The following is a 25,783-nucleotide window of genomic DNA, read 5'->3' on the forward strand; positions in this document are numbered from 1 at the left end:
GAGAGAACGGCGGTCCCGCATTGGTTCCGCCGCTGCCACATGAAACTATTTACTCGGCAATGAGCGCTTCGACCTTGAGGATCTGCGCGGCCAGCGTCTCGCGGTCTGCACAACGCAGGTTGGCGTGACCGACCTTGCGGCCGACTTTGAACGCCTTGCCATAGTGATGCAGATGGCAATCGGCGATGGCCAGGACTTTCTCGGTCTCAGGCACTTTACCGATGAAGTTGACCATCGCGCTTTCGCCGACCTTGGCGGTCGAACCCAACGGCAGACCGGCCACCGCCCGCAGGTGGTTTTCGAACTGGCTGCACTCGGCACCTTCGGTGGTCCAGTGCCCGGAGTTGTGCACACGCGGGGCGATTTCGTTGGCCTTGAGGCCACCGTCGACTTCGAAGAACTCGAACGCCATCACGCCGACGTAGTCCAGCTGCTTGAGCACACGGCTGGAGTAGTCTTCGGCCAGGGCTTGCAGCGGATGGTCGGTGCTGGCCACGGACAGCTTGAGGATGCCGCTGTCGTGGGTGTTGTGGACCAGTGGGTAGAACTTCGTTTCACCATCGCGTGCACGCACGGCGATCAGCGAGACTTCGCCGGTGAACGGCACGAAGCCTTCCAGCAGGCACGCCACGCTGCCCAGCTCGGCGAACGTGCCGACCACGTCTTCAGCGGTGCGCAGCACTTTCTGGCCCTTGCCGTCGTAACCCAGGGTACGGGTCTTGAGCACGGCTGGCAGACCGATGGAAGCCACGGCGGCGTCCAGGTCAGCCTGGGACTGAATGTCGGCGAACGCCGGGGTCGGGATGCCCAGGTCCTTGAACATGCTCTTCTCGTACCAGCGATCGCGGGCGATACGCAGCGCTTCGGCACTCGGATAGACCGGCACGAATTGCGAGAGGAACGCCACGGTTTCAGCCGGAACGCTTTCGAACTCGAAAGTCACCAGATCGACTTCATCGGCCAGCTGACGCAGGTGATCCTGATCGCCGTAATCGGCGCGCAAGTGTTCGCCCAATGCAGCGGCGCAAGCGTCTGGCGCCGGGTCCAGGAAAGCGAAGTTCATGCCCAGCGGAGTCCCCGCCAGCGCCAACATGCGACCCAACTGGCCGCCACCGATTACACCGATCTTCATCGTCAACAACCTCAGGCGATGCGTGGGTCTGGATTTTCCAGGACGCTGTCTGTCTGCTCAGCACGGAAGGTTTTCAGCACTGCATGGAACTGCGGGTGCTTGGCGCCAAGGATACTCGCCGACAGCAGCGCTGCGTTGATCGCGCCGGCCTTGCCGATGGCCAGTGTGGCGACCGGAATGCCGGCCGGCATCTGCACGATGGAGAGCAGCGAGTCGACGCCCGAGAGCATGGCCGACTGCACCGGCACGCCCAGTACTGGCAAGTGGGTCTTGGCCGCACACATGCCAGGCAAGTGGGCAGCGCCACCGGCACCGGCGATGATCACCTCGATGCCACGCGCCTCGGCTTCTTCAGCGTACTGGAACAGCAGGTCCGGGGTGCGGTGGGCAGAGACCACTTTCACCTCGTAGGGGATGCCGAGCTTTTCCAGCATATCGGCGGTGTGGCTAAGGGTGGACCAATCGGACTTGGAGCCCATGATCACGCCAACCAGTGCACTCATCGTCGTGCCTCTTCTCTCTGGGCGCCCGCAGGCGCGTCAAAAAACAACAAGCCACGCATTGTGCGTGGCTTGATTGTACGAATTATGGCCGGATGAACCGACCGAAGGCCGCGCAGTATACCGCAATGAAGCCAATAAACAGCCCCCATTGCGACCATCTGTCATACGGCGCAAAGCACCGGTTTTATTGACCTGAAGGTCAGCCAGCTACGCCACAAATCCCTGTGGGAGCGGGCTTGCCCGCGAAGGGGCCGGCATATTCGACATAAAGGTATGGAGTGCCGACGCCATCGCTGGCAAGCCAGCTCCCACAGGCGCCCTTTTTTGTTCAAGAACTCGAACCCACAGTACCTTGCGCCGCGCCCCCTTCGAGTTTACGCCACAACAACCGCACATTCGCCTTGCGCACCAACGCGCAGCGGTACAGACGAATCTCCAGCGGCACATGCCATTGCGGACCGCCGCACACTACCAGTTCACCCCGAGCCAATTCAGCGCGGACACTGAGCTGAGGCACCCAGGCAATGCCGAGCCCTTCCAGCGCCATGCTCTTGAGGCTGTCGGCCATCGCGGTTTCGTAGATGGTGGTAAAGCGCAATGCACGTTGACGCAGCAGCATGTTCACGGAACGGCCGAGAAAGGCTCCGGCGCTATAGGCCAGCAACGGCACGCTGCCCTCGCCCTCCAGATCGAACAGCGGCTTGCCGTCGGCGTCGGCGGCGCATACCGGCAACATCTCGGTATGACCAAGGTGCAATGACGGGAAAATTTCCGGGTCCATCTGCATCGCTGCATCCGGATCGTAAAACGCCAGCATCAGGTCGCACCCCCCTTCACGCAGTGCATGCACCGCGTCACCGACGTTGGTCGCCACCAGTCGCGTGGCGATGTTCAGGCCTTCGTTGCGCAACTGCGCAATCCAGCGCGGGAAGAATCCCAGTGCCAACGAGTGTGCGGCGGCTACCTGCATCACTTCGCCCTGCCCGCCTTCCAGATGATGAAGATGACGCAGCACTTCACCCAGCTGTTCGACCACGGTGCGCGCGGTAACCAGAAACAACTGCCCCGCCGCCGTCAGCTCGATCGGGGTGCGCGAGCGATTGACCAGCGTGAGGCCCAATGCGGCTTCCAGGCTGCGGATCCGCCGACTGAAGGCCGGCTGGGTCACGAAGCGCCGTTCCGCTGCCTGGGAGAAGCTGCGGGTGGCGGCCAGGGCACTGAAGTCCTCCAGCCATTTACTTTCCAGATTCATCACGTCCTCCCGGACACGCACCAATTTAGGTCACACGCTCGCCGCGAACGCGGCGTCACACGGGCATTATGCCGAATATGCATAGGCCAGTGTTTAACAGCATTGGCCCAAAATTCTCCACGAGCCTAGCATTTGCAGTGTTCCGGCACAGACCGGGTCCATATCGAGATGATTTCTATCATGTCCTCCGCTGCATCATTCCGCACAGAAAAAGACCTGCTTGGCGTACTCGAAGTACCGGCTCAAGCGTATTACGGCATCCAGACCCTGCGAGCGGTGAACAACTTCCGCCTCTCCGGTGTTCCGATTTCGCATTACCCGAAGCTGGTTGTCGGCCTGGCGATGGTCAAACAAGCCGCCGCTGACGCCAACCGCGAGCTGGGTCACCTGAGCGAAGCCAAGCACGCTGCCATCAGCGAAGCCTGTGCCCGTCTGATCCGCGGCGATTTCCACGATGAGTTCGTGGTGGACATGATTCAAGGCGGCGCTGGCACTTCGACCAACATGAATGCCAACGAAGTCATCGCCAACATCGCGCTGGAGGCCATGGGTCACCAGAAAGGCGAATACCAATACCTGCACCCGAACAACGACGTGAACATGGCGCAGTCGACCAACGACGCCTACCCGACGGCCATCCGCCTGGGTCTGCTGTTGGGCCACGACGCGCTGCTGGCCAGCCTCGATAGCCTGATCCAGTCGTTCGCCGCCAAGGGTGAAGAATTCAGCCACGTCCTGAAGATGGGTCGTACCCAACTGCAAGACGCCGTGCCAATGACCCTGGGCCAGGAATTCCGTGCCTTCGCCACCACCCTGGGCGAAGACCTGGCGCGCCTCAAGACACTGGCGCCAGAGCTGCTGACCGAAGTGAACCTGGGCGGCACCGCCATCGGCACCGGCATCAACGCCGACCCGCGTTACCAGCACCTGGCCGTTCAGCGCCTGGCCACCATCAGCGGTCATCCGCTGGTACCGGCAGCCGACTTGATCGAAGCCACTTCCGACATGGGCGCCTTCGTACTGTTCTCCGGCATGCTCAAGCGCACCGCGGTCAAGCTGTCGAAGATCTGCAACGACCTGCGCCTGCTGTCCAGCGGCCCACGCACCGGCATCAACGAAATCAACCTGCCGGCGCGTCAGCCAGGCAGCTCGATCATGCCAGGCAAGGTCAACCCGGTTATCCCGGAAGCCGTGAACCAGGTGGCGTTCCAGATCATCGGCAACGACTTGGCCCTGACCATCGCGGCCGAAGGCGGCCAGCTGCAACTGAACGTGATGGAGCCGCTGATCGCCTTCAAGATCTTCGACTCGATCCGCCTGCTGCAACGCGCCATGGACATGCTGCGCGAGCACTGCATCACCGGCATCACCGCCAACGAAGAACGCTGCCGTGAACTGGTCGAGCACTCGATCGGCCTGGTGACCGCGCTGAACCCGTACATCGGCTATGAAAACGCCACCCGTATCGCCCGCATTGCTCTTGAAAGCGGCCGCGGCGTGCTGGAACTGGTGCGCGAAGAAGGCTTGCTCGACGACGCCATGCTCGCCGACATCCTGCGCCCGGAAAACATGATTGCCCCGCGCCTGGTTCCGCTTAAAGCCTGACCCGACGCGTTACTCGTAGCACCGCTCACCAGGTCGAGGGACTAGACACCTCTCACCTTTTGAGGGCTTGGAGATCACTCTCCAGGCCCTTTTTTTTACCCTTATTGCTCCCACAAGAGCAGCAACTCGCTTCATTGAATGCACCACAATCGTGCAGACGGACGGTACTGTCATCGGTATAGTGCCGCCCCTCTTCGCGTGAGCGGTCGTCGGTAGCGAGGCCACAACCCATGCGAAACCCGAACTAATAACAAACCCGCGATATGAAACCGGGACGAACTTCGACCCGCCTGTTGTGCCATGCGCCCACTGGTGTAACTCGATGTGACTGCCCGGCAGCATTTGCCTACACAAAAAACAGCGAGGAATAATCCATGCTCGAAGTCATTAACGACTTCCTCTCAGGAAAAGTACTGATCGTGCTCATTGTCGGGCTCGGTAGCTACTTCACGATCCGCTCGCGTTTCGTTCAATTGCGTCACTTCTTCCATATGTTCGCGGTGTTCCGCGACAGCCTCAAAAGCAGCGCCGGGCAACTCAGTTCATTCCAGGCCCTGATGCTCAGCCTCGCCGGCCGCGTCGGTGCGGGCAACATCGCCGGTGTCGGTATCGCCGTGACCCTCGGCGGGCCCGGAGCGGTGTTCTGGATGTGGGTCACCGCGCTGGTCGGCATGTCCAGCAGCTTCTTCGAATGCTCCCTGGCCCAAGTCTACAAGCGCGCCGATGGCGACGGCCTGTACCGAGGTGGCCCGGCCTACTACATCCAGCACGGTCTGAAGCTGAAAGGCATGGCGGTGGTGTTCTCCATCCTGCTGCTGGTCACCTACGGCTTCGCCTTCATTGGCCTGCAGTCCTACACCGTGACCCACTCGCTGCAGAACGCCTTTGCCTTCGACCCACGCCACACCGGTATCGTCCTGGCGGTGCTCCTGGCCATCACCTTCATCGGCGGCATCAAGCGCATCGCCTCGGTGTCCGACCTGCTGGTACCGGTCAAGACCCTGGCCTATATCGGCGTGACCCTATACGTGATCGGTACCCAGATCGAACATGTGCCAGCCATGCTGGAAACCATCTTCAAGAGCGCCTTCGGCCTCGACCCGGCCTTCGGCGGCCTGCTCGGCAGCGCCATCGTCATGGGCGTGAAGCGTGGAGTGTTCGCCAACGAAGCGGGCCTGGGCAGTGCGCCGAACGTGGCCGCAGTGGCCGCCGTGAAGCACCCGGGCGCCCAAGGAGTGGTCCAGGCCTTCAGCGTGTTCCTCGACACCTTCGTTATCTGCACCTGCACCGCGCTGCTGATCCTTCTGTCGGGCTTCTACACCCCGGGCTTCGAGGGTGACGGCATCGTCCTTACCCAGAACTCGCTAGCCGCCGTGGTCGGTGACTGGGGCCGCATGTTCGTCAGCGTCGCTCTGTCGCTGTTCGTCTTCACCTGTATCCTCTACAACTACTACCTGGGCGAGAATAGCTTGCAGTTTCTCAGCCGCAACCGCGCCCTGCTGATGGTTTTCCGCGGCCTGGTGCTGGCGCTGGTGGTATGGGGTTCGATGCAGGACCTTTCGACCGTGTTCGCCTTCGCCGACATCACCATGACCTGCCTGGCCTTCGTCAACCTGGTGGCCCTGGCGATGCTGTTCAAGGTGGGCCTGCGCGTGATGCGTGACTACGATGACCAGCGCGCCGCCGGCATCACGACCCCGGTGTTCGATTCGAGCAAGTTCCCGGATCTGGATCTGGACTTGAAAGCCTGGCCGGCCAACCCGCCGGCCGCCGCCAAGGCTGAAGCTCAGCCGCAAGGCGTACCCGCAGCGCAACGCTGATCGGTTAAAGTGCGCCATCCCCTGTGGGAGCGAGCCTGCTCGCGAAAGCGGTGTATCAGTCGACATCAATGTTGAATGATTAACCGCATTCGCGAGCAGGCTCGCTCCCACAAGGGAAGTCATTGTTCTCGGAGAACCTCCATGAATTCCTCGACCTACCCCGCCGCCCAGCACGTCATGGTGCTCTACACCGGTGGCACCATCGGCATGCAAGCCAGCGCCAATGGCCTGGCCCCGGCGTCCGGTTTCGAAGCGCGTATGCGCGACTACCTGCACAGCCAGCCTGATCTGGTGGTGCCGCAGTGGCGTTTCCGCGAAATGACACCGCTGATCGACAGCGCCAACATGACCCCGATGTACTGGCAGCAACTGCGTGAAGCAGTCGTCGACGCCGTCGACGTTCAGGGCTGCGACAGCGTGCTGATCCTGCATGGCACCGACACCCTGGCCTACAGCGCCGCCGCCATGAGCTTTCAACTGCTCGGGCTGCATGCCCGCGTGTGCTTCACCGGCTCGATGCTGCCGGCAGGCGTGACCGACAGCGATGCCTGGGAAAACCTCGGCGGCGCGCTGGCTGCCTTGGGCCAGGGCCTGGCACCGGGCGTGCATTTGTACTTCCACGGCGAACGGCTGGACCCGACCCGCTGCGCGAAGGTCCGCAGTTTCGGACGGCATCCGTTCAAGCGCCTGGAGCGTCAGGGCGGTGGCGTGAAGGCCGCCTCTTTGCCTGCTGCGCTGAACTACAACCAGAGCAAACAACTGGCGAATGTCGCGGTGCTGCCGCTGTTCCCCGGCATCCGTGCCGAGATCCTGGATGGCCTGCTCGACAGCGGTATTCAGGGGCTGGTGCTGGAGTGCTATGGCAGCGGCACCGGGCCGAGTGATAACCCGCAATTCCTTGCCAGCCTGGAACGGGCGCGGGACAAGGGCGTAGTGGTGGTTGCCGTGACCCAATGCCATGAAGGTGGTGTGGAGTTGGATGTGTACGAGGCCGGTAGCCGGTTGCGCGGCGTGGGCGTGTTGTCCGGTGGCGGCATGACGCGTGAGGCGGCGTTCGGCAAGCTGCATGGGCTGTTGGGGGCCGGACTCGAAATCACCGAGGTTCGGCGATTGATCGAACTCGACCTCTGCGGTGAACTCATCTGAACCTGTAGGAGCCGGCTTGCTGGCGATTTGGGCGGCGCGGTGTATCAGGTACACCGCGTTATCGTTCTTCGCCAGCAAGCCGGCTCCTACAAGGGCGTCGGCATGTAACTTGCTGTGTTCCAGCCATCCCAAGGCTGGAAGTCCCCATGCTCCACTCCCACCTCACCACCCTCAACGCCGTTTCCCTGGTGCTCAACGCGTTCAAGGACAAAGGCCTGTCCAGTGAAGCCTTGTTGGCCGGCAGTGGCATCAGCACGGCGGATCTCAACCGGGCCGACACACGCATCACCACCAACCAGGAAATGCAGGTGTGCGCCAACGCCGTCGCCCTCAAGCGCGATATCGGCCTGGAGCTGGGGCGGCGCATGCACGTTTCCTGCTACGGCATTCTCGGTTACGCGTTGCTCACCTGTGCCACCTTCGGTGACGCGTTACGCCTGGCAATGCGTTATCCGGCGCTGCTGGGAACACTTTTCGAGCTGAGCCTGGAGGACGACGGCGAGCGCATCTGGTTCGTCGCCGCCGATTACCGGGAGAGCCCGGCACTGGCGGTGTTCAATGCCGAGTTCTGTCTGGTCTCGCTGAAAGTCATCTGCGACGACCTGCTGGGGCATCCGCTGCCGCTGCTGGCCGCACGCTTCGAGCATGCCGCCCCTGATTATCAGGCGACCTATGCCGAGCACTTCGACTGCCCGCTGCATTTCGGCGCGCAGGACAACGCATTCGCCTTCGACAAGCGCTGGCTCGATCAACTCCTGCCACTGGCCGATGTCATCACCCATCAGGCCACGGCCGAACGCTGTCGCAAGCAGAACACTGAATTCACCGGACGCCAGGCATGGCTGGGGCGGATTCGTCAGTTGCTCAGCGCGCAATTGAATGCCGCACCAGGGCTGGAGGGCCTGGCCGAGCAGATGAACTGCTCGGCGCGCACCCTGCGCCGCCACCTCAAGGACCTGGGTTGCAGCTATCAGGAGTTACTCGACGAACTGCGCTTTGAGCAGGCCAAGCAGATGCTTTGTGAGGATCAACTGCCGATCTACCGAATTGCCGAAGCGCTGGGCTTCAGCGAAACCGCGAGTTTCCGCCATGCGTTCGTGCGCTGGAGCGGCGTGGCGCCCAGCCAGTTCCGCCCGTAGCACGCGCCCATCCTTGTGGGAGCAAAGCTTGCTCGCGATGCGGGCATCGCGGTGTTTCTGTTAAAACGCGGCGATGCCATCGCGAGCAAGCTTTGCTCCCACAGGGGGCGAATTTCGGTCAAATGTTTTGGCCATATCGATCCCCTTTTGGCCTTTCCTGCCGTTCTCCAAAACCGTCTGCGCCGCAAGACTGTGTTCAAACCGAATCAGCCTGCGGAGAACAAGAAATGCTGACGATTTATTCAGATGATCACCACCTGCACCACGGCCGTTGCGAATTGATCGACGGGCAACTCAAGCCTTGCTTCGAAATGCCGTCCCGCGCCGACCACGTACTGGCACGGGTGCAACACCAGAACCTCGGGCCGGTAGAAGGTCCGAAGGACTTTGGCCTCGACCCGATTGCGCGCATTCACAGCCGCGACTACCTCGAGTTCTTCAAGGGCGCCTGGGCCCGCTGGACCGAGTTCAACACCGACGGTGACTTGCTGCCTTACACATGGCCAGCCCGCACCTTGCGCCGCATCAAGCCCACCAGCCTGCATGGTGAACTCGGTTATTACAGCTTCGACGGCGGCGCGCCGATTACCGCCGGCACCTGGCAGGCGGCGTACAGCGCGGCGCAGGTGGCGTTGACCGCGCAAGCGGAAATCCAGCGTGGCGCCCGCAGTGCCTTCGCCCTGTGCCGTCCACCGGGACACCATGCCGCCGGCGATTTGATGGGGGGTTACTGCTACCTCAACAACGCCGCCATCGCCGCCCAGGCGTTCCTCGATCAAGGCCACAAAAAGGTCGCGATACTCGACGTCGACTACCATCACGGCAACGGCACGCAGTCGATTTTCTACGAGCGCAGTGATGTGCTGTTCACCTCGATCCACGGTCACCCGGAAGCCGAGTTCCCGTTCTTCCTCGGCTATGAAGACGAGTTGGGCGAAGGCGCCGGCGAAGGCTTCAATTTCAACTATCCGTTGGCCGCAGGCTCAGGCTGGGACATCTGGAGTGCAGCGCTGGAACAGGCCTGCAAAGAGATCGAAAGCTACGGAGCCGACATCATCGTCGTATCCCTGGGCGTAGACACCTTCAAGGACGATCCGATCTCGCAATTCAAACTCGACAGCCCGGATTACCTGGCCATGGGCAAGCGCATTGCGGCCCTCGGCAAACCGACGCTGTTCGTGATGGAAGGCGGTTACGCGGTTGAAGAAATCGGCATCAATGCCGTGAACGTTCTCGAAGGTTTTGAAAGCGCCCAGGGGAAATAACAACAATGAACAGACTCAAGCGTTTTATCGCGCCAGCGCTTTGCGCGACCGTGCTTAGTGGCGCCGTCCATGCCGAAGAGCGAACCTTGCGCGTCTACAACTGGTTCGACTACATCACCCCCAAGGCCCTGGAAGACTTCAAGGCACAAAACACCCAGACCAAACTGGTCTACGACATTTTCGACACCAACGAAGCCCTCGAAGCCAAGCTGCTGACCGGCAACTCCGGCTACGACGTGGTAGTGCCATCCAACGTGTTCCTGGCCAAGCAGATCGAAGCCGGGGTGTTCCAGCCGTTGGACCGCAGCAAGTTGCCAAACTGGAATCACCTCGACCCCAAGCTGATGAAGCTGATCGAGGCCAACGACCCGGGTAACAAATTCGCCGTGCCCTACATGTACGGCACCATCCTGATCGGCTTCAACCCGGACAAGGTCAAAGCCGCGCTGGGTGCCGATGCTCCGGTGGATAGCTGGGATCTGATCTTCAAGGAAGAGAACATCAGCAAGCTCAAGCAGTGCGGCGTCGCCCTGCTCGACTCGCCGTCGGAGATCCTGCCACTGGCCTTGCAACACCTTGGCCTGGACCCCAACAGCAAGAAGCCTGCGGACTACGACAAGGCAGAAGCGCTGTTGATGAAGATCCGCCCGCACGTCACCTACTTCCACTCCTCCAAGTACATGGCTGACATCGCCAACGGCGATATCTGCGTTGCGGTCGGCTATTCCGGCAGCTTCTCCCAGGCCGCCAACCGCGCCAAGGAAGCCAAGAATGGTGTGGTCGTCGACATGCGCCTGCCCAAGGAAGGCGCGCCGATCTGGTTCGATATGCTCTCGATTCCAAAAGGCGCGAAGAACCCGGAAGACGCCTACACCTTCATCAACTATTTGCTGCAACCGCAAGTGATTGCGCCGGTCAGTGACTTCGTTGGCTATCCGAACCCGAACAAGGATGCGACAGAGCTGGTCGACCCGGCGATCCGCAACAACCCGAACCTGTACCCGACCGAAACGGCGATGGGCACGCTCTATACCCTGCAACCGCTGCCGCGGGATGCCGAACGCGCGCGGACCCGGGCCTGGACCAAGATCAAGTCCGGGACTTGAAGCTGCCACCCCTGTAGGAGCTCGCTCCTACAATTCAAGACCCGCATTCGCGGGTCTTTTTTTGTCCGCAATATTTATCTACCGCCTCGCGCGATGCCCCGCTTTCTACCTTGCCCTGATCCGGCGTGCCTTTCGTGCGCCCACTGTCAGACAAGGATTTGCCCATGCCTGAAACTTCCTCGCCCAGCGCCGTGGATGTGCTGACCCAATTGGTGACCGGCCCTTCATTGCAGGATGTCGCTTCGAAGGTACTGCGCCCGGCGCTCAAAACCCTGTACCCCAGCCTGGACCTCGATCCACAACTGTCCATCCTGGTGACCCCCACCTGGCAAGTCGAAAATGAACGTGTCATCCCCGGCCCGAGCCAATACGAATCACTCACCGATGTATTGGTGCGCCTCGGTCTGTCCGGCACCCACGTGACCTGGATGGATGGCGAACACTTCCTGACCCTGCACCCGGAAATCGAAAGGCCGGTTCAACTGCCGGTGAAAGTCGATACGCTCGGAACCCTGATCAATGAACTCGCGCCACTGCTGTTCGTGGCCTATCGGGAACAACAGATCGACTACTGGAACGAGTCCATCCCTCCCGCTCAGCCGCGCTGGTATCAGTTATCTGACGCCTTGCGCAGCCTGTGGAACCTCAACGATTCGGTTGACCTGGACGCAGATCAACGAGCCATGGCCCTCGCTGTATTCACCTCCCCCGACAAATTGCAGCGACATCCCACCGACCCATACAAGACCCGAGCCTGCCTGATCGATGTCGATCAAGGCGATGGTGCAGACCGTAAACACCTCAATGTGCTCGACATGGCCGTGCTGATGGGATCCCTGGCAGAACGTACTCTGATCGTCACCTATTCGCTGAGCAGGGGTTTCCAGAGTTTCGACTCGCTTGACGCCTTGGGCCTGGCACTGGGGGACGCCTATGCAAAAAACGCTGGCCAGGGGACGTTGAACTGGCGGCTTTACGAACCCGAAGGCAACTTCTTCGACCAACAGGCCTGCACGCTCATCGCGTTGGAAGCGGACGTCATCGGTTCGATCAGTTTTTTCCCGTCCTCGGCCGAAACAGACTTCTACCCATACGTTGGAACGGTCGGCAATCCCTCAGAACCCCCTCCTCGACTGCAATCCCGATTCGATAGCTTGCGCCCCTTGCTGCCACCCTGGCTGGACAAGGCAACCGCCGCCGACCAGACCTGCTACAGCCGACACTTGCTGGATCTGGTGGTGATACAGCATCAAAACGCCGGGAAGACATTTCAGGGCGAAGTCCCCGATATCCACGCATTCGCGCTGGACGCACTTGCTAAACAGATACTCAAAGACCACCCACAAGCGGGCGACGTGAAGGTCGACAACATCGAGATCAGCATCACCAACCTGGTGGTCTGGGGCACCTTCGTGTTACCGGGCAATACTGAAACCCTGACGCTATCGCTCACCGAGCTCGCGCTGCAGAACCTCTCGGGACTGCCGTTGGGCAACAAGACGGTGTGCTATCAGGACGGCACCCCGGTGCCCGACTGGATGAGTGTGAGTTACATGGAAAAGCTGGTGAACACCGTCGATATCGGTGCGACCTATCCGGCGATGCTGAAACAAAAACTGGTCGACGACGCAACCCGGGCCCTCGAACTGCAACAGCTCTACACCCGTCAACTCTCCGTGGAACTGCCGTTGCTGGCGCTGCAACACAAGATACGCGGCGAAGCGCAACTGGATGAGCAAGGCTACCGCTATGTCATCGCAGCGATCGCCGCTCACGCAACGGATCGACAGGTAGATGGGCAAGACATCGAAATTCGCCCGCTGGCGTTTACCCGCAAGAACACCACGCCCGACGAGGTCGTCAACATGTTCGTCATCGGTCCACGCCAGGCAGACAAAGGCCCTTGCCTGCTCTATCGACCGTTACTCGACCCGCCATTGATTCAATTCCCCAGCCCAACCAATTTGCTGTATGCGATCAAACATTCCCGGGCAATCAGGGAGTCGGTATTGGCCTGGTTACCAGACGGAGTCCGCTTCAACTACTCCCAGTACGTCTTTCCTGCAAAACTGCCTTCGGTATGGACGGTGCCGCAATTGCTGGTCGATCCAACGGCCGCAATCGACCTGTCCGGGGCTGTCTCGCTCGGGACACGGGTGATCGATAAGGACGTGATGGCAACGCTGTTCAAGGCCAATGTGCAAGCCATGATCACCCAGGCAGATCGCCAATCGGTGTCCAATGCCGAGGCGCGCTGGGCGTCTCTCAAACAGGGTGGCTGGATGATTTTCAACGCGGCGTTGCCGTTTCTGGGACGGAGCGTGGGCACTGCGGCCTGGATCTGGCAAATCATGGAAGACTTGCAGGAGTTGAGTGACAGCGCCAACAAGGATCCTGCCAGCATCGACTGGACGGCACTGGCTGACATCCTGCTGGCCCTGGGCATGGTGCTCGCCCACCGGGCGGCCACCGGCAACAGACCGCCACGGGAATCGAAAACGCCGTCCGAACGCCCACGCCCGCTACCCGCAAAGCCAGTCCCTCAGGAGATCAAGGTGCTGCAATTGCCGGATATCAGCGGCACATTGCTTCCTGCGGCCCATGAAACTTCACTCAATGCCATCGGCGCCCTGAACCGTTCGCGTCCAGGACTTGGTTCGCATCTCGACAGTCTTCAAATCCGTAAACCGGAAGGGCTTGGTAATCCGCAAAGTACAGGCCCACACCGGCACCTCTATGCTCACGGGCAAAAATGGTACGCGACGGTGGGAGAGCGCTGGTTCGAAGTGATGCTCAATGACGAAGAACAGGTACAGATCATCGACACGCGTCAGCAATCCCCGCGCACCGGACCGCTACTGACTCACAACGCCAGCGGCCAGTGGTTTATCGACCTGCGATTGCGTTTGCGGGGTGGCGGCCTGCGCAACCGGCGAAAAAAACTGCAACAGGAAAACCGGGCACAGCTGACTCAGAAGAAAGCGGCGCTCGCTGCCTTCGACACCACGTTGCAGGTCAAGCGGACACAGCTCAAAGATGCCCGCAAAGCCATGCTCGAAGCCTCCCCCGAAGACCGCGCCAGTGCACGCCAGACATTCCTCGATACGCTGGATCAGCAGGTTCAGGATTATGGCGTCCACATTCAGGAACTCAAGGCGCTGAACACACTGGAGCCTGTGCCCAATTACCGCACCGCGATGCTCGACCGGTTGTCGTTGCAGCTGTTCCTGATGCAATCCTGGCTAGACGAACAATCGTCGGAATTTCGCAACAGCCTGACCACGACCCTGGCATTGCTCGATGAAGAATCGCCAGCGCAGCCCGCCGAGCGTGCCGGGCCTTTTGAAAGGATGACCGATCTGACCCAGGGCATGATCGACAAGGTCGAACTCGCCCGTACGCGCTTCGAGGAGCTCGGCTTGCTCGGCAGGGAGGCTGTCGAAGTCAGTCGCGTCTACAAGGCAAAGCTCCCGCCCTTTGCGCTCGATGACCTCAAACTGCTGCAAATCACTTTGGGTCAGGAGTTATGTCTCAAGGCAGGCCCTGCAGAAACCCTGGCGGATGCCCGACTCGCCCTGGTAAATCTGGTCGAGGATGCCGCCTTGAATATCCAGAGCGCCCTGGACCTGAGCACTGACGAAAGCCTGAATGATCTCGGTGAGCGGATTGAGACGATGAGCAACCTGGCGGAACAGTTCACGGTCATTGACCAGCGTTTTCTTGATCTCGTCAGCGAATACCCCGAGCACATCGTGACAGAGCGTGTTGAGCAGGTACGCGTCCGTATTGCCGGGTTCTACAAGGATACAGTTAACCAGTTGGCGAATTTGCTGCGTGAGCAGCGACTTGTCGAACCGCTGCCCGGCCCGTCCAGACCGTCGGCGCCCCCGACCAGAAAGATTATCAAGACACGGTACAAGGGCACGCTCGTTGGCGAAGCAAGAAAGGACACCAAGGGGCAACAAACCGATCTGGTCGATGTGAAATCGCCGCTGACCGGCAAGGTCATCGCAACATTTCACGAAAAAACGCCAGGGGTCTGGCTTGAAAGAGTCACCCGCCAAGAACCTCCCACCCAGGCAAAACCTGATCTGACCAAAAGCATTGAAACCGGCCAGGGACTGCTCGATGGTGTGGCAGCTTTCCAGAGGCGCACTGAAGCCCACGTCAGCCGTGCACCCCGTATTCCGATCGAGATTGAAGAGATCTACCACCAGCATGCCGCACGTCTGCGCGAAGCCATGGATGCAATTGATAGCGCGTTGACCGCGAGCAACCTTACCGACGAGGGTGCGGCCAGCCTCTTGAGCAAAGATCTGGAAACAGCAGCAGCCGCGCTTTATAAGAAAGGCATCAGCACCCGCATACAGTTGATCAAGCAGCAGCCGCCAACAGCGGCCCGAATCGAATGGCTCAAGGGCAAAGGTGAAGTCGTCATCTCGAAAACCGCTGCACGACGCCGACTCAAGGGGCCGACCAAGGACTATCTGGACGAGTACGAAGTGCTCGACCACAAAACCCGCAAGGTGCTGTGGTATGCCCATTTTCACTACGCTAATGTCACCGATCCGGCAGACTCATTCACAGCCGCACATTTGAAGACAGTCGAACAACGACGATTGGGTGGATCATTCGATTTTCGCGACAAGAGCAATCAGGAACTCGTTGCCATTTATCGCAGTGAAATCAGCCGTACGCTGGCCGCGCCGCTTTTCTTTACGTAAACCGCGGGGCGCTCACACCCGCCAGACTTCCCGCAAGCGTGCCAGTGCCAGCTCGATCGCCGGCTCTGGCACCGCGGCGAAACCCAGCACCAGCCCGGCACGCTGATCGATTGGAACTGTCGAGTCCGGCAGCCAGTAACTGCTCAGGCCGTTGATTTCAACGTCCACCTGGGCAGCTTGCTCGATCAATTGTTGCTCGCGGGCCTGACTGTCCACCGCAACTGTCAGGTGCAATCCGGCCGAGACCGCAGGCAAGCTGCCGACGCCGACCACCCCCTGCGGCCAGCCACTGAGCAGCGTATTGCGACGGCTGAGGGCGGCCCGGCGCATCCGCCGGATGTGCCGCTGAAAGTGCCCGGCGGCCATGAACTCGGCCATGACCGCCTGGGTGCTCACTTCTGAATGCCGGACATCCACCGCCCGACGTTGCGAAAACGCGTCCACCAGCCCCGGCGGCAATACCAGATACCCCAGGCGCAATGCCGGAAAAGCGACTTTGCCGAAAGTGCCGACATACAGCACCCGCCCCTGTTGATCGAGTGCCGCCAACGGTGCCAAGGGCGCGCCGGTGTAACGATACTCGCCGTCGTAGTCGTCCTCGACGATCCAACCCTGGGTACGTCCGGCCCAGGCCAACAGTTCCAGGCGTCGGGCCAGGCTCATGACCACCCCGGTTGGATATTGATGAGACGGTGTGACGTAGGCCACGCGGCAATCACCGCAAGCGGCCAGCGCCGCGCAGTCCATGCCTTCTGCATCTACCGGCACCCCATGCAAACGCCCGCCAGCAACAGCAAACGCGTGCCCGGCAGCACGATATCCGGGATTTTCGACGCCTACGCCATCGCCTGGCTCCACCAGTAACTGTGCACAAAGGCTAATCCCCTGCTGCGCACCACTGGTGATCACAATTTGTTCAGCCGAGCACTGCATGCCCCGTGAGCTGCGCAAATAAGCAGCAATCAGACTGCGTAAACGCGCATCGCCGGCAGGGTCGCCGTAGCACAGTTGCTGTAAATCCGGTTTGCGCCAGAAAGCCGCATTCAGCTTGGCCCAGACGTCAAAGGGAAACAGGTCGAAAGCCGGAACGCCTACTCGAAAAGCCCTCGGCGGCCCACTCGGCGGGCGGGGCAAATGGTTGTTTTCCAACCGCTGCAGCGCACCGCTGTGGATAACTTTACTGGATGAAACACCAGGTAAGTCAGCCGATTTTGTGGATAAGGTTGTGGGTAAGCCTGTTGAAAAGCCTGTGGATACTTTTGTGGATATTTTTTTTGCCTGAGGTAACTGCGCTACATAAGTGCCATCGCCGACCCGCCCTTCAATGAAGCCTTCGGCATAGAGCTGATCGTAGGCTCGCACCACACTATTGCGGGAGATCGTCAGCGCCGCCGCCAGATCCCGGCTGGCTGGCAAACGTGTGCCGCTGGCAAGTCGCCCATCGAGTACGCGCATGCGTAATGCTTGATAAAGCTGGCGGCTCAAGCCTTTGCGGCGGTCGAGCTCGATACCGGCCGGGTTGAATGGCATCGACAGAGTGGGCGAATCCGACATGACAATGGACCTATGAAATTGGTCGTCAATGGCTCTTACAACAGACCAATAGCCTGCCTACGATGGAGGCATTCGCCAAGGAAAATCTCGCCATGTACACGCCCCGCGCTTTTGCCATCGATGAGTTGTCCCAGTTGCACGAACTGATCCTCGCCACCCGTCTCGCCATCTTGGTCACCCACGGCGAACACGGTTTGCAAGCCAGCCATGTGCCCGTGCTGCTTCATCGCGAACAAGGTCCGAACGGCACGCTGTACGGGCATCTGGCCAAGGCCAATCCGCAGTGGAAAGACTTGCGCGACGGCGCCGAAGCCTTGCTGATTTTTTCCGGGGCCGATGCCTACGTCAGCCCGGGCTTTTACCCGAGCAAAGCCGAGCACGGCAAAGTCGTCCCGACCTGGAACTACGTCGCGGTACACGCCTATGGCCGTGCCGAAACATTCAGCGATGGCGGACGGCTGCTCGACATCGTCAGCACCCTGACCGATCGCCATGAGAGCGGCCGTGCCCAGCCCTGGAAGGTCGCCGATGCCCCCGCCGACTACATCGACGGCATGCTCAAGGCCATCGTCGGTTTTGCCGTGCCAATCGAACGCCTGGAGGGCAAGCGCAAGCTCAGCCAGAACCGCAGTACCGCCGACATTGCTGGCGTGCGCGAGGGGCTGGCCGCCAGCACCGATGCGCAAGACCAGGCCCTCGCCCAATTGATGCGTTAAGGAATGAACATGAGTCAGATCGATATTCGCCCGGTCAGCGCCGACGACCACGCCGCCTGGCTGCCGCTGTGGCAGGCTTACCTGCGCTTCTACAACACCGAACTGCCCGAGGCTGTGACGGACAGTACCTGGCAGCGCATGCTCGACCCGCACGAGCCGACTCACGCCGCGCTGGCCTGGGCCGACGGCAATGCAGTGGGCATGGTGCATTTCATCTACCATCGTTCGAACTGGGCCATCGAAAATTCCTGCTACCTGCAAGACTTGCTGGTGGCGCCCGAAACCCGCGGCAACGGCGTCGGCCGCAAGCTGATCGAATTCGTCTACAGCACCGCCAAGGCTGACGGTTGCAACAAGGTCCACTGGCTGACCCACGAAACCAACGCCACCGCGATCCAGCTCTACGAGCGCATCGCCGAACGTCCCGGTTTCATCCAGTTTCGCAAGGCCATCTAAGGTTCAAGGAGAACAACATGTCGACTTCACTCGCGGACTGGAAAGGTGTTCCGGCGCCAACGGTTCAAACCCTCGAAGGGCGTTTCATCCGCCTGGAAAAACTCGACCCGGCGCGCCATGGCGACGGCTTGTTCAAAGCCTTGCAAGGCCCCGGTGCCGACCCGAAGCTCTGGGATTACTTGCCATACGGCCCGTTTCCGGAACGCAGTGCCTTCAATGACTGGCTGAACAACCACGCCGCCAACAGCGACCCCTACTTCTTCAGCGTGATCGACCGCGTCACTGGCGACGTGCAAGGCATCCTCAGCCTGATGTCCATCGTCCCGGCCCAGGGCCGCATCGAAATCGGCCACGTCACCTTCGGCGCCCCGATGCAGCGCTCACCGAAAAGCACCGAGGCGATTTACCTGCTGGCCAAGGAATCCTTCGCCCTCGGCTACCGTCGCCTGGAATGGAAGTGCAACAACGGCAACGCCCGTTCCAAATACGCGGCTGAACGTCTGGGCTTCAGTTTCGAAGGCGTGTTCCGCCAGCACATGGTGGTCAAGGGCCAGAACCGGGATACGGCGTGGTATTCGATTCTGGATTCGGAATGGCCGGCGATTGGTGCGGGGTTTGAGAAGTGGTTGAGTGATGAGAACCAGACGGGGTCGGGGCAGGTGAAAACGCTGGCGGAGTGCCGTAGCTGATCAGCAGCGCCTGGACGTACGCTTTCGCGGGCAAGCCTCGCTCCCACAGGTTTTTTGGTGTTCACACAATCTGTGCTTCCCCCGAAACCTTGTGAGCGAGCCAGCTCGCGAAGCGGTATTCCATTCACCAACTGCATCGGCTGACACTCCGTCATCGCGAGCAGGCTCGCTCCCACATGGGTTCGGCGTTTTTTCGGAGCAAAAAAAAGGGGAGCACATGCCCCCCCGAGGTTTAAAGCGTTGTATCGAGGCTGTTATCTCAGCCTTCGATCTCGATCAGGATTTCGCCCGGATTCACCCGGTCGCCCTTGGCTACGTGGATGGCGGTGACCTTACCGGCGATGGCGGCCTGGACTTCGGTTTCCATCTTCATCGCTTCGGTGATCAGCACGGCCTGGCCCGCCTTGACGGAATCGCCTTCCTTGACCAGCACATCGACGATGTTGCCCGGCATGGTGGTGCTGACGTGGCCCGGTGCAGTCGCCTGCTTGCGCTTGCTGCTGCCACCGCTGACGAATTCATTGAGCGGTTCGAACACCACTTCTTCCGGCATGCCGTCGATGGATAGGTAGAAGTGGCGCTTGCCTTCAGACTTGACGCCGACACCGGTGATGTCGACGCGGTAGGTTTCGCCGTGAACGTCGATGACGAACTCGGTCGGCACGCCTTCGCCGCCTGCCGAGGCGACACCGCCGGCTTCAGGAATCGGCAACAACACTTCCGGTGTCAGAGTGCCCGCAGCGCGTTCTTCGAGGAATTTGCGACCGATGTCCGGGAACATGGCGTAGGTCAGCACATCCTCTTCAGATTTGGCCAAGGCACCCACGTCGGCGCGCAGCTTGGCCATTTCCGGCTTGAGCAGGTCGGCCGGACGGACGTCGATCACTTCTTCGCTGCCAATGGCCTGGCGACGCAGCTGCTCGTTCACAGTACCCGGCGCCTTGCCGTAGCCGCCTTGCAGGTACAACTTCACTTCGTTAGTGATGGTCTTGTAGCGCTCGCCGGCCAGCACGTTGAAGAACGCCTGGGTACCGACGATCTGCGAGGTCGGGGTCACCAGCGGCGGGAAGCCAAGGTCTTCGCGAACGCGAGGGATTTCGGCCAGCACTTCGCCCATGCGGTTCAGAGCGCCCTGCTCCTTGAGCTGGTTGGCCAGGTTGGAAATCATGCCGCCCGGAACCTGGTTGACCTGTACGCGGGTGTCGACTGCGGTGAACTCGCTTTCGAACTGGTGGTACTTCTTGCGCACGGCGTAGAAGTACAGGCCGATTTCCTGCAGCAGTTCCAGGTTCAGGCCGGTGTCGAACTCGGTGCCTTTAAGGGCCGCGACCATCGACTCGGTGCCTGGGTGGCTGGTGCCCGATGCGAAGCTGGAGATGGCGGTGTCGATGTGGTCGGCACCGTTTTCGATGGCCTTGAGTTGGCACATCGCGGCCAGACCAGCGGTGTCGTGGGAGTGGATAAACACGGGCAGCGACTGCTCGGCTTTCAATGCCCGGACCAGTTCGCCAGTGGCGTACGGGGTCAGCAGACCGGCCATGTCCTTGATCGCCACCGAGTCGCAACCCATGGCTTCCATTTGCTTGGCCTGGGCCACGAATGCATCAATGGTGTGCACCGGGCTGGTGGTGTAGGCGATGGTGCCTTGAGCGTGCTTGCCCGCCGCTTTCACCGCTTCGATGGCCACGCGCAGGTTACGCACGTCGTTCATGGCGTCGAAAATGCGGAACACGTCGATACCGTTGACGGCAGCCTTGGCGACGAAAGCCTTGACCACGTCGTCGCTGTAATGGCGGTAGCCCAGCAGGTTCTGGCCGCGCAGCAGCATTTGCAGACGGGTATTAGGCAGCGCAGCGCGCAGTTGGCGCAGGCGCTCCCACGGGTCTTCTTTCAGGAAGCGTACGCAGGCGTCGAACGTCGCGCCGCCCCAGCACTCCAGCGACCAGTAGCCGACTTTGTCGAGCTTGTCGCAGATCGGCAGCATGTCTTCGGTGCGCATGCGGGTCGCGAGCAGCGATTGGTGGGCGTCGCGCAGGATGGTGTCGGTTACATGAATCTTCTTGCTCATTGTTCTATTCCTCACAGGCCTGCGTGGGCGGCGATGGCGGCGGCGATGGCCAGGGCCAGCTCTTCGGGTTTGCGCTTGATCGAGTAGTTGGTCAGTTCAGGGTGGCTTTCAACGAAGCTGGTGTTGAACTGGCCGCTACGGAATTCCGGGTTGCGCAGGATTTCCTGATAGTAGGCGGCGGTGGTCTTGACCCCTTGCAGACGCATGTCATCCAGGGCTCGCAAACCACGGTCCATCGCCTCTTCCCAGGTCAGCGCCCACACCACCAGTTTCAGGCACATGGAATCGTAGAACGGCGGAATGGTGTAACCGGTGTAGATCGCCGTGTCGGTACGTACGCCGGGACCACCGGGTGCGTAGTAACGGGTGATCTTGCCGAAGCTCGGCAGAAAGTTGTTTTTCGGGTCTTCGGCGTTGATCCGGAATTGCAGCGCGAAACCGCGGTGCTGGATGTCTTCCTGTTTCACCGAGAGCGGCAAACCGGAGGCGATGCGGATCTGCTCGCGGACAATGTCGATGCCGGTGATTTCTTCGGTGATGGTGTGTTCCACCTGCACCCGGGTGTTCATCTCCATGAAGTACACCTCGCCCTCGGCGAGCAGGAACTCCACGGTGCCGGCGTTCTCGTAACCCACGGCTTTGGCCGCTCGCACCGACAGGTCGCCGATGTAGGCGCGCTGTTCCGGGGTCAGCTGCGGGCTCGGGGCAATCTCGATCAGCTTCTGGTTACGGCGCTGGATCGAGCAGTCACGCTCGAACAGGTGCACCACGTTGCCAAAGCTGTCGCCAAGAATCTGCGCTTCGATGTGCTTGGGATTGACGATGCATTTTTCCAGGAACACTTCCGCGGAACCGAAGGCCTTGGTGGCTTCGGAGATCACCCGCGGGAAAGCCTGTTCAAGTTCTTCACGGCTGTTGCAGCGACGAATGCCGCGACCGCCGCCACCGGAAGTGGCTTTGAGCATCACCGGGTAACCGATGCGATCGCCTTCGGTCAGGGCTTCTTCGATGCCCGAGACGTTGCCTTCGGTGCCTGGAGTAACCGGTACGCCCGCCTTGATCATGCTGCGGCGCGCTTCGGTCTTGTCGCCCATGCGGCGAATGACTTCAGCCGATGGACCGATGAATTTGATACCGCGCTCGGCGCAGATGTCCGCCAGTTCCGCGTTCTCCGAGAGGAAACCATAACCGGGGTGCAAGGCATCACAACCGGTTTCCACCGCCAGGTTCACCAGCTTGCGCGGGTTCAGGTAACCGGCCAGTGGTTCGGCACCAATGCTGTGGGCCTCGTCCGCACGCTTCACGTGCAGGGCATGACGGTCGGCGTCGGAATAGATCGCGACCGAGCGAATGCCCATTTCGGCGCAGGCACGTACGATTCGTACGGCAATCTCACCACGGTTGGCGATCAGGATCTTTGTTATCACTTGGAAATTCCCTTGAGCCGGTGGTACCCACGACCTGCTAGACCAGGTCGACGCGTGACCAAATGTTTCAATTTGGTCGCAGAGCCACACTAGCGCCCGCAAGGGATTAACAAAAATGAATAATAATTGGGTCACGCATAAGTAAAGACTTATAGTTGTCGCATCAGCCTGTGGCGAGAGTGCTCATAAAATGCGTAAGTCATTGATGCGTATGACATTGCGTCAACTGCAGATCTTCAATGAAGTCTGTGATTTGAGGTCCTACAGCCGTGCAGCCGACGAAATGTCGCTCACACAACCGGCCGTCAGCCTACAGATTCGTCAACTGGAAGAGCTGATTGGCCAACCCTTGTTCGACTACGTCGGCAAAAAACTCTACATGACGGAAGCGGCCGAAGCACTGCAACGCGCCAGCCGGGATATTTTCGGACGCCTGGAAAACCTCGACATGCAGCTTTCCGACATGCAGGGCTCACTTCAGGGCCAGTTGAAACTGGCGGTGGAGTCCAGTGCCAAGTACTTCGTCCCCCACCTGTTTGCCGCGTTCAAGCGCCAGCATCCGGAAGTGAACCTGCAACTGACGGTGGTCAATCGCGGGCAGGTGATTCGGCGCCTCTCCGACAACCGGGATGACCTGGTGATCATGTCCATGGTGCCGCAAGACATGGGCCTGGAGTTCCTGCCATTCCTCAACAACCCGATTGTCGCCGTCGCGCCACCCGATCATCCGCTGTGCCATATGGGACCGCTGCGCCTGCAAGACCTTGAACCCTACACGCTACTGCTGCGCGAACCCGGCTCCGGTACGCGCCTGGCTTGCGAAGAGTATTTCAAGGAGAAGCGGGTGCACTTCAACCAGACTCAGGAAGTGTCGTCAGCCGAAGCCCAGCGCGAATGTGTGCTGGCGGGCCTGGGCGTTGCGCTGTTGACGCGCCACGCCCTGAACCTGGAGCTGGCGACCGGCGGGCTGATCGAGTTGCCGGTCGAAGAACTGCCGCTGTACCGCAGCTGGTGCCTGGTGCAGGCCAAGGCTAAACGGCTGTCACCGGTGGCTCACGCATTCCTTGCGTTTGTGCGCAGCGAGCGGGTGCAGATCAGCGGGCTGGTTGAGCGTTTCGACGGGAAGTCATCGAGGCTGCCTGCCAGTAATTGAGTTCGAACTCTTCTGGAAAATCGCCGATTTCGGCAAGAAGCTGACGGCGTTCGCAGCGATCTTCGATAGCGCGGCGAAATTCCATACGGCGCTGGTCTTCCTGCTGACGACGGGTTCTGACGGCGCTGTTGCGTTCTTCGTAGGGCTGGGCCATTTCGAGTCTCCCAAGGCGAGTACGGGAGCTTCAAGATAGGCGCGAGGGATGACGGTTTGGCGGCTCGGGGGTTACAGGCTGATGAATGTTGCGATGAATTGAATGATGCCTTCGCGAGCAGGCTCGCTCCTACAGTTGGTCGTGATTTCCTGTGGGAGCGAGCCTGCTCGCGATTCAGGTCGGAACGACCTGAGGACGACGTCAGTCGTCCAGCGCTTTCACCGACTTGGGCGACAACCGCAAGCTGCGAAGGCTGCGCTTCACACTCTTGAGGTGATTGACCAGGCTCGGTCCACGCGCCATGGCCACGCCCATCGCCAGTACATCGATCACCACCAGGTGGGCGATCCGCGAGGTCAGCGGCGTATAAATTTCGGTGTCCTCATGCACGTCGATCGCCAGGTTGACGGTAGACAACTCGGCCAACGGCGTCTGGCTTGGGCACAGGGTAATCAACGAAGCGCCGCTTTCACGCACCAGGTTGGCGGTAATCAACAGATCCTTGGAGCGCCCGGACTGGGAAATGCAGATCGCCACATCGGTCGGCTTCAGGGTCACCGCCGACATCGCCTGCATGTGCGGGTCGGAATACGCCGCCGCGGTCAGCAGCAAACGGAAGAACTTATGCTGCGCATCCGCTGCTACCGCGCCCGAGGCCCCGAAACCGTAGAACTCCACGCGCTGGGCCTGGGACATCAACGTTACCGCGCGCTGCAACTCCACCGGATCGAGCTTCTCGCGAACCTCCATCAGGGTGTGCAAGGTGGTGTCGAAAATTTTCAGGCTGTAGTCGGCGACCGAATCATCTTCATGGATCGCGAACTGCCCGAAACTTGCGCCTGCCGCCAGACTCTGGGCCAGCTTCAACTTCAGGTCCTGGAACCCGGAACAACCGATGGCGCGGCAAAAACGCACGATGGTCGGTTCGCTGATACCGACGCTATGGGCCAGGTCGGCCATGGAGCTGTGCATCACGGCCGCGGGGTCAAGCAGCACGTGATCGGCGACCTTGAGCTCCGACTTGCGTAACAGGTGACGAGACTGGGCGATGTGTTGCAGCAGATTCAAAGGGATGGACTCTTTGTTATTGGCAGGTGCCGGGGATGTAGCACGCTTGTAGTTATACTACATGAATCGGCTTTTTGCCTGCTCAATGCGTAACCAGATCCCTCGATTTCAGGTGCCCGCACCTCATGTAGCTCTCGTGCCGAGGCACCATCCCACCATCACTCCTCTGTTTCAAAGCGCTCAGAGCCTCACAGATATCCACTAACTCTCCAAGCATAACTATTCTATTTACTTCTACTTGAACATACAGCCTTACAAACTAACACTCAAAATATTATCCGCACCTTATATGAGATGGATATATTGACCCAGCACGAAGCAACACTCACTAATTACAGGAGTTACATGCTATGACCCTCAAAACAAAAAACTGGACCGCGCAAATCGACCGCATGCCGGGCAATCCTTCCTTTTGCGTGAATGGCACCGTTACCGTTGCCCATACCGGCATCACCCCAAAACTTGAATACATGAAACTTCAGGACAAGTCCTTCAATGTACGCCTGGAGCTTAAACTTGAAACCTCCAGCGAGGCTTCATTGCAAGTTGAAACCGATAAGTGTGTTGAATACAAAGTCATGGGGGACGCCAATGTTCCCAGCGTCAGCATTTTCTACAATGGCGAACTTCTTCACCGCATCGATAAAGTTCTGATTACACATTAAGAACAACATCAGCTTTCAAACTTCCCGCCGACCTTCAATACGGTCGGCGAGACGAGCTGTTGCCCCATACATTGTTCTCACAGCAGGCCTGCCAGCCCAAGCGCTTGGCGCATAATATGATCATCACATTAAAGTTACGGA

At 60.1% G+C, this 25,783-nt stretch carries 21 protein-coding genes; 12 read left to right on the forward strand and 9 right to left on the reverse strand.

All coding sequences use genetic code 11. The annotated features are described in order from the left end of the window. Positions 1-49 precede the first annotated feature (49 nt). The 3 genes from BJ917_RS20765 to BJ917_RS20775 form a co-directional block, all read right to left on the reverse strand. A complete protein-coding gene (locus BJ917_RS20765; RefSeq protein ID WP_121104315.1) occupies positions 50-1,132 on the reverse strand; it encodes a 5-(carboxyamino)imidazole ribonucleotide synthase in 1,083 nt (360 codons plus the stop codon). An 11-nt stretch (positions 1,133-1,143) separates the two neighbouring features. Further along, positions 1,144-1,635: a 5-(carboxyamino)imidazole ribonucleotide mutase gene (gene purE, locus BJ917_RS20770; protein WP_007971731.1), complete on the reverse strand. Its 492-nt coding sequence runs from the start codon at positions 1,633-1,635 to the stop codon at positions 1,144-1,146. 328 nt (positions 1,636-1,963) lie between these two features. Continuing rightward, entirely contained in the window at positions 1,964-2,887 is a 924-nt protein-coding gene (locus BJ917_RS20775) for a LysR substrate-binding domain-containing protein (protein WP_096514182.1), read from the reverse strand. Positions 2,888-3,067: 180 nt separating this feature from the next. Here BJ917_RS20775 and aspA point away from each other — a divergent pair, with 180 nt between their 5' ends. The 6 genes from aspA to BJ917_RS20805 all read left to right on the forward strand — a co-directional run bounded on the left by aspA (position 3,068) and on the right by BJ917_RS20805 (position 10,968). Then, on the forward strand, positions 3,068-4,492 hold the full coding sequence (gene aspA / locus BJ917_RS20780; protein ID WP_096514181.1) for an aspartate ammonia-lyase: 1,425 nt from the start codon (positions 3,068-3,070) through the stop codon (positions 4,490-4,492). A gap of 374 nt (positions 4,493-4,866) precedes the next feature. Further along, positions 4,867-6,312: a sodium:alanine symporter family protein gene (locus tag BJ917_RS20785; protein ID WP_096514180.1), complete on the forward strand. Its 1,446-nt coding sequence runs from the start codon at positions 4,867-4,869 to the stop codon at positions 6,310-6,312. A 141-nt stretch (positions 6,313-6,453) separates the two neighbouring features. Then, on the forward strand, positions 6,454-7,458 hold the full coding sequence (locus BJ917_RS20790) for an asparaginase (protein ID WP_096514179.1): 1,005 nt from the start codon (positions 6,454-6,456) through the stop codon (positions 7,456-7,458). A 146-nt stretch (positions 7,459-7,604) separates the two neighbouring features. Continuing rightward, positions 7,605-8,597, forward strand: a complete 993-nt coding sequence (locus tag BJ917_RS20795; protein WP_121104317.1) for an AraC family transcriptional regulator — start codon at positions 7,605-7,607, stop codon at positions 8,595-8,597. Between the two features lie 227 nt (positions 8,598-8,824). Further along, complete coding sequence (locus BJ917_RS20800) at positions 8,825-9,862, forward strand: histone deacetylase family protein (RefSeq protein WP_121104319.1); 1,038 nt, start codon at positions 8,825-8,827, stop codon at positions 9,860-9,862. A gap of 5 nt (positions 9,863-9,867) precedes the next feature. Further along, complete coding sequence (locus tag BJ917_RS20805) at positions 9,868-10,968, forward strand: polyamine ABC transporter substrate-binding protein (protein ID WP_096514176.1); 1,101 nt, start codon at positions 9,868-9,870, stop codon at positions 10,966-10,968. A gap of 34 nt (positions 10,969-11,002) precedes the next feature. Here BJ917_RS20805 and BJ917_RS32365 read toward each other — a convergent pair whose 3' ends face one another. Beyond that, positions 11,003-11,134 (reverse strand): hypothetical protein, encoded by a 132-nt coding sequence (locus BJ917_RS32365; protein ID WP_256658561.1) that lies wholly within the window; start codon positions 11,132-11,134, stop codon positions 11,003-11,005. On the opposite strand from BJ917_RS32365, the gene BJ917_RS20810 reads away from it, so the two are divergent. Then, a complete protein-coding gene (locus tag BJ917_RS20810) occupies positions 11,133-15,692 on the forward strand; it encodes a dermonecrotic toxin domain-containing protein (RefSeq protein WP_121104321.1) in 4,560 nt (1,519 codons plus the stop codon). The genes BJ917_RS32365 and BJ917_RS20810 overlap by 2 nt on opposite strands. 12 nt (positions 15,693-15,704) lie before the next feature. Here BJ917_RS20810 and BJ917_RS20815 read toward each other — a convergent pair whose 3' ends face one another. Then, on the reverse strand, positions 15,705-17,246 hold the full coding sequence (locus BJ917_RS20815) for a PLP-dependent aminotransferase family protein (RefSeq protein ID WP_121104323.1): 1,542 nt from the start codon (positions 17,244-17,246) through the stop codon (positions 15,705-15,707). Between the two features lie 92 nt (positions 17,247-17,338). On the opposite strand from BJ917_RS20815, the gene BJ917_RS20820 reads away from it, so the two are divergent. Genes BJ917_RS20820 through BJ917_RS20830 form a run of 3 tightly spaced genes read left to right on the forward strand, consistent with a single transcriptional unit; the run spans position 17,339 to position 19,107 of the window. Next, positions 17,339-17,962 (forward strand): FMN-binding negative transcriptional regulator, encoded by a 624-nt coding sequence (locus tag BJ917_RS20820; protein ID WP_096514173.1) that lies wholly within the window; start codon positions 17,339-17,341, stop codon positions 17,960-17,962. Between the two features lie 9 nt (positions 17,963-17,971). Then, a complete protein-coding gene (locus tag BJ917_RS20825) occupies positions 17,972-18,418 on the forward strand; it encodes a GNAT family N-acetyltransferase (protein ID WP_121104325.1) in 447 nt (148 codons plus the stop codon). Positions 18,419-18,435: 17 nt separating this feature from the next. Beyond that, positions 18,436-19,107: a GNAT family N-acetyltransferase gene (locus BJ917_RS20830; RefSeq protein WP_096514171.1), complete on the forward strand. Its 672-nt coding sequence runs from the start codon at positions 18,436-18,438 to the stop codon at positions 19,105-19,107. Between the two features lie 259 nt (positions 19,108-19,366). Here the strand turns inward: BJ917_RS20830 and oadA are convergent, their stop codons facing one another. Continuing rightward, the gene (oadA, locus tag BJ917_RS20835) at positions 19,367-21,175 is read right to left on the reverse strand and encodes a sodium-extruding oxaloacetate decarboxylase subunit alpha (protein WP_121104327.1); all 1,809 of its coding nucleotides are present in this window, start codon (positions 21,173-21,175) and stop codon (positions 19,367-19,369) included. An 11-nt stretch (positions 21,176-21,186) separates the two neighbouring features. Next, complete coding sequence (locus BJ917_RS20840) at positions 21,187-22,602, reverse strand: acetyl-CoA carboxylase biotin carboxylase subunit (protein ID WP_096514169.1); 1,416 nt, start codon at positions 22,600-22,602, stop codon at positions 21,187-21,189. Positions 22,603-22,792: 190 nt separating this feature from the next. Here BJ917_RS20840 and BJ917_RS20845 point away from each other — a divergent pair, with 190 nt between their 5' ends. After that, entirely contained in the window at positions 22,793-23,755 is a 963-nt protein-coding gene (locus BJ917_RS20845; RefSeq protein WP_096514168.1) for a LysR family transcriptional regulator, read from the forward strand. On the opposite strand, the gene BJ917_RS20850 is transcribed toward BJ917_RS20845, so the two are convergent. Both BJ917_RS20850 and hexR read right to left on the reverse strand, forming a co-directional pair. After that, on the reverse strand, positions 23,697-23,909 hold the full coding sequence (locus tag BJ917_RS20850) for a PA3496 family putative envelope integrity protein (RefSeq protein ID WP_121104329.1): 213 nt from the start codon (positions 23,907-23,909) through the stop codon (positions 23,697-23,699). The two genes, BJ917_RS20845 and BJ917_RS20850, sit on opposite strands and share 59 nt — an antisense overlap. A 201-nt stretch (positions 23,910-24,110) precedes the next feature. Next, positions 24,111-24,977 (reverse strand): transcriptional regulator HexR, encoded by an 867-nt coding sequence (gene hexR, locus BJ917_RS20855; RefSeq protein ID WP_007927594.1) that lies wholly within the window; start codon positions 24,975-24,977, stop codon positions 24,111-24,113. A gap of 350 nt (positions 24,978-25,327) precedes the next feature. On the opposite strand from hexR, the gene BJ917_RS20860 reads away from it, so the two are divergent. Continuing rightward, positions 25,328-25,642, forward strand: coding sequence for a hypothetical protein (locus tag BJ917_RS20860; RefSeq protein WP_121104331.1), 315 nt, complete (start codon positions 25,328-25,330; stop codon positions 25,640-25,642). Positions 25,643-25,783: the final 141 nt, after the last annotated feature.

Origin of the sequence: Pseudomonas sp. WPR_5_2, from assembly GCF_003634475.1 — a bacterium.
Taxonomy (GTDB): domain Bacteria; phylum Pseudomonadota; class Gammaproteobacteria; order Pseudomonadales; family Pseudomonadaceae; genus Aquipseudomonas; species Aquipseudomonas izuensis.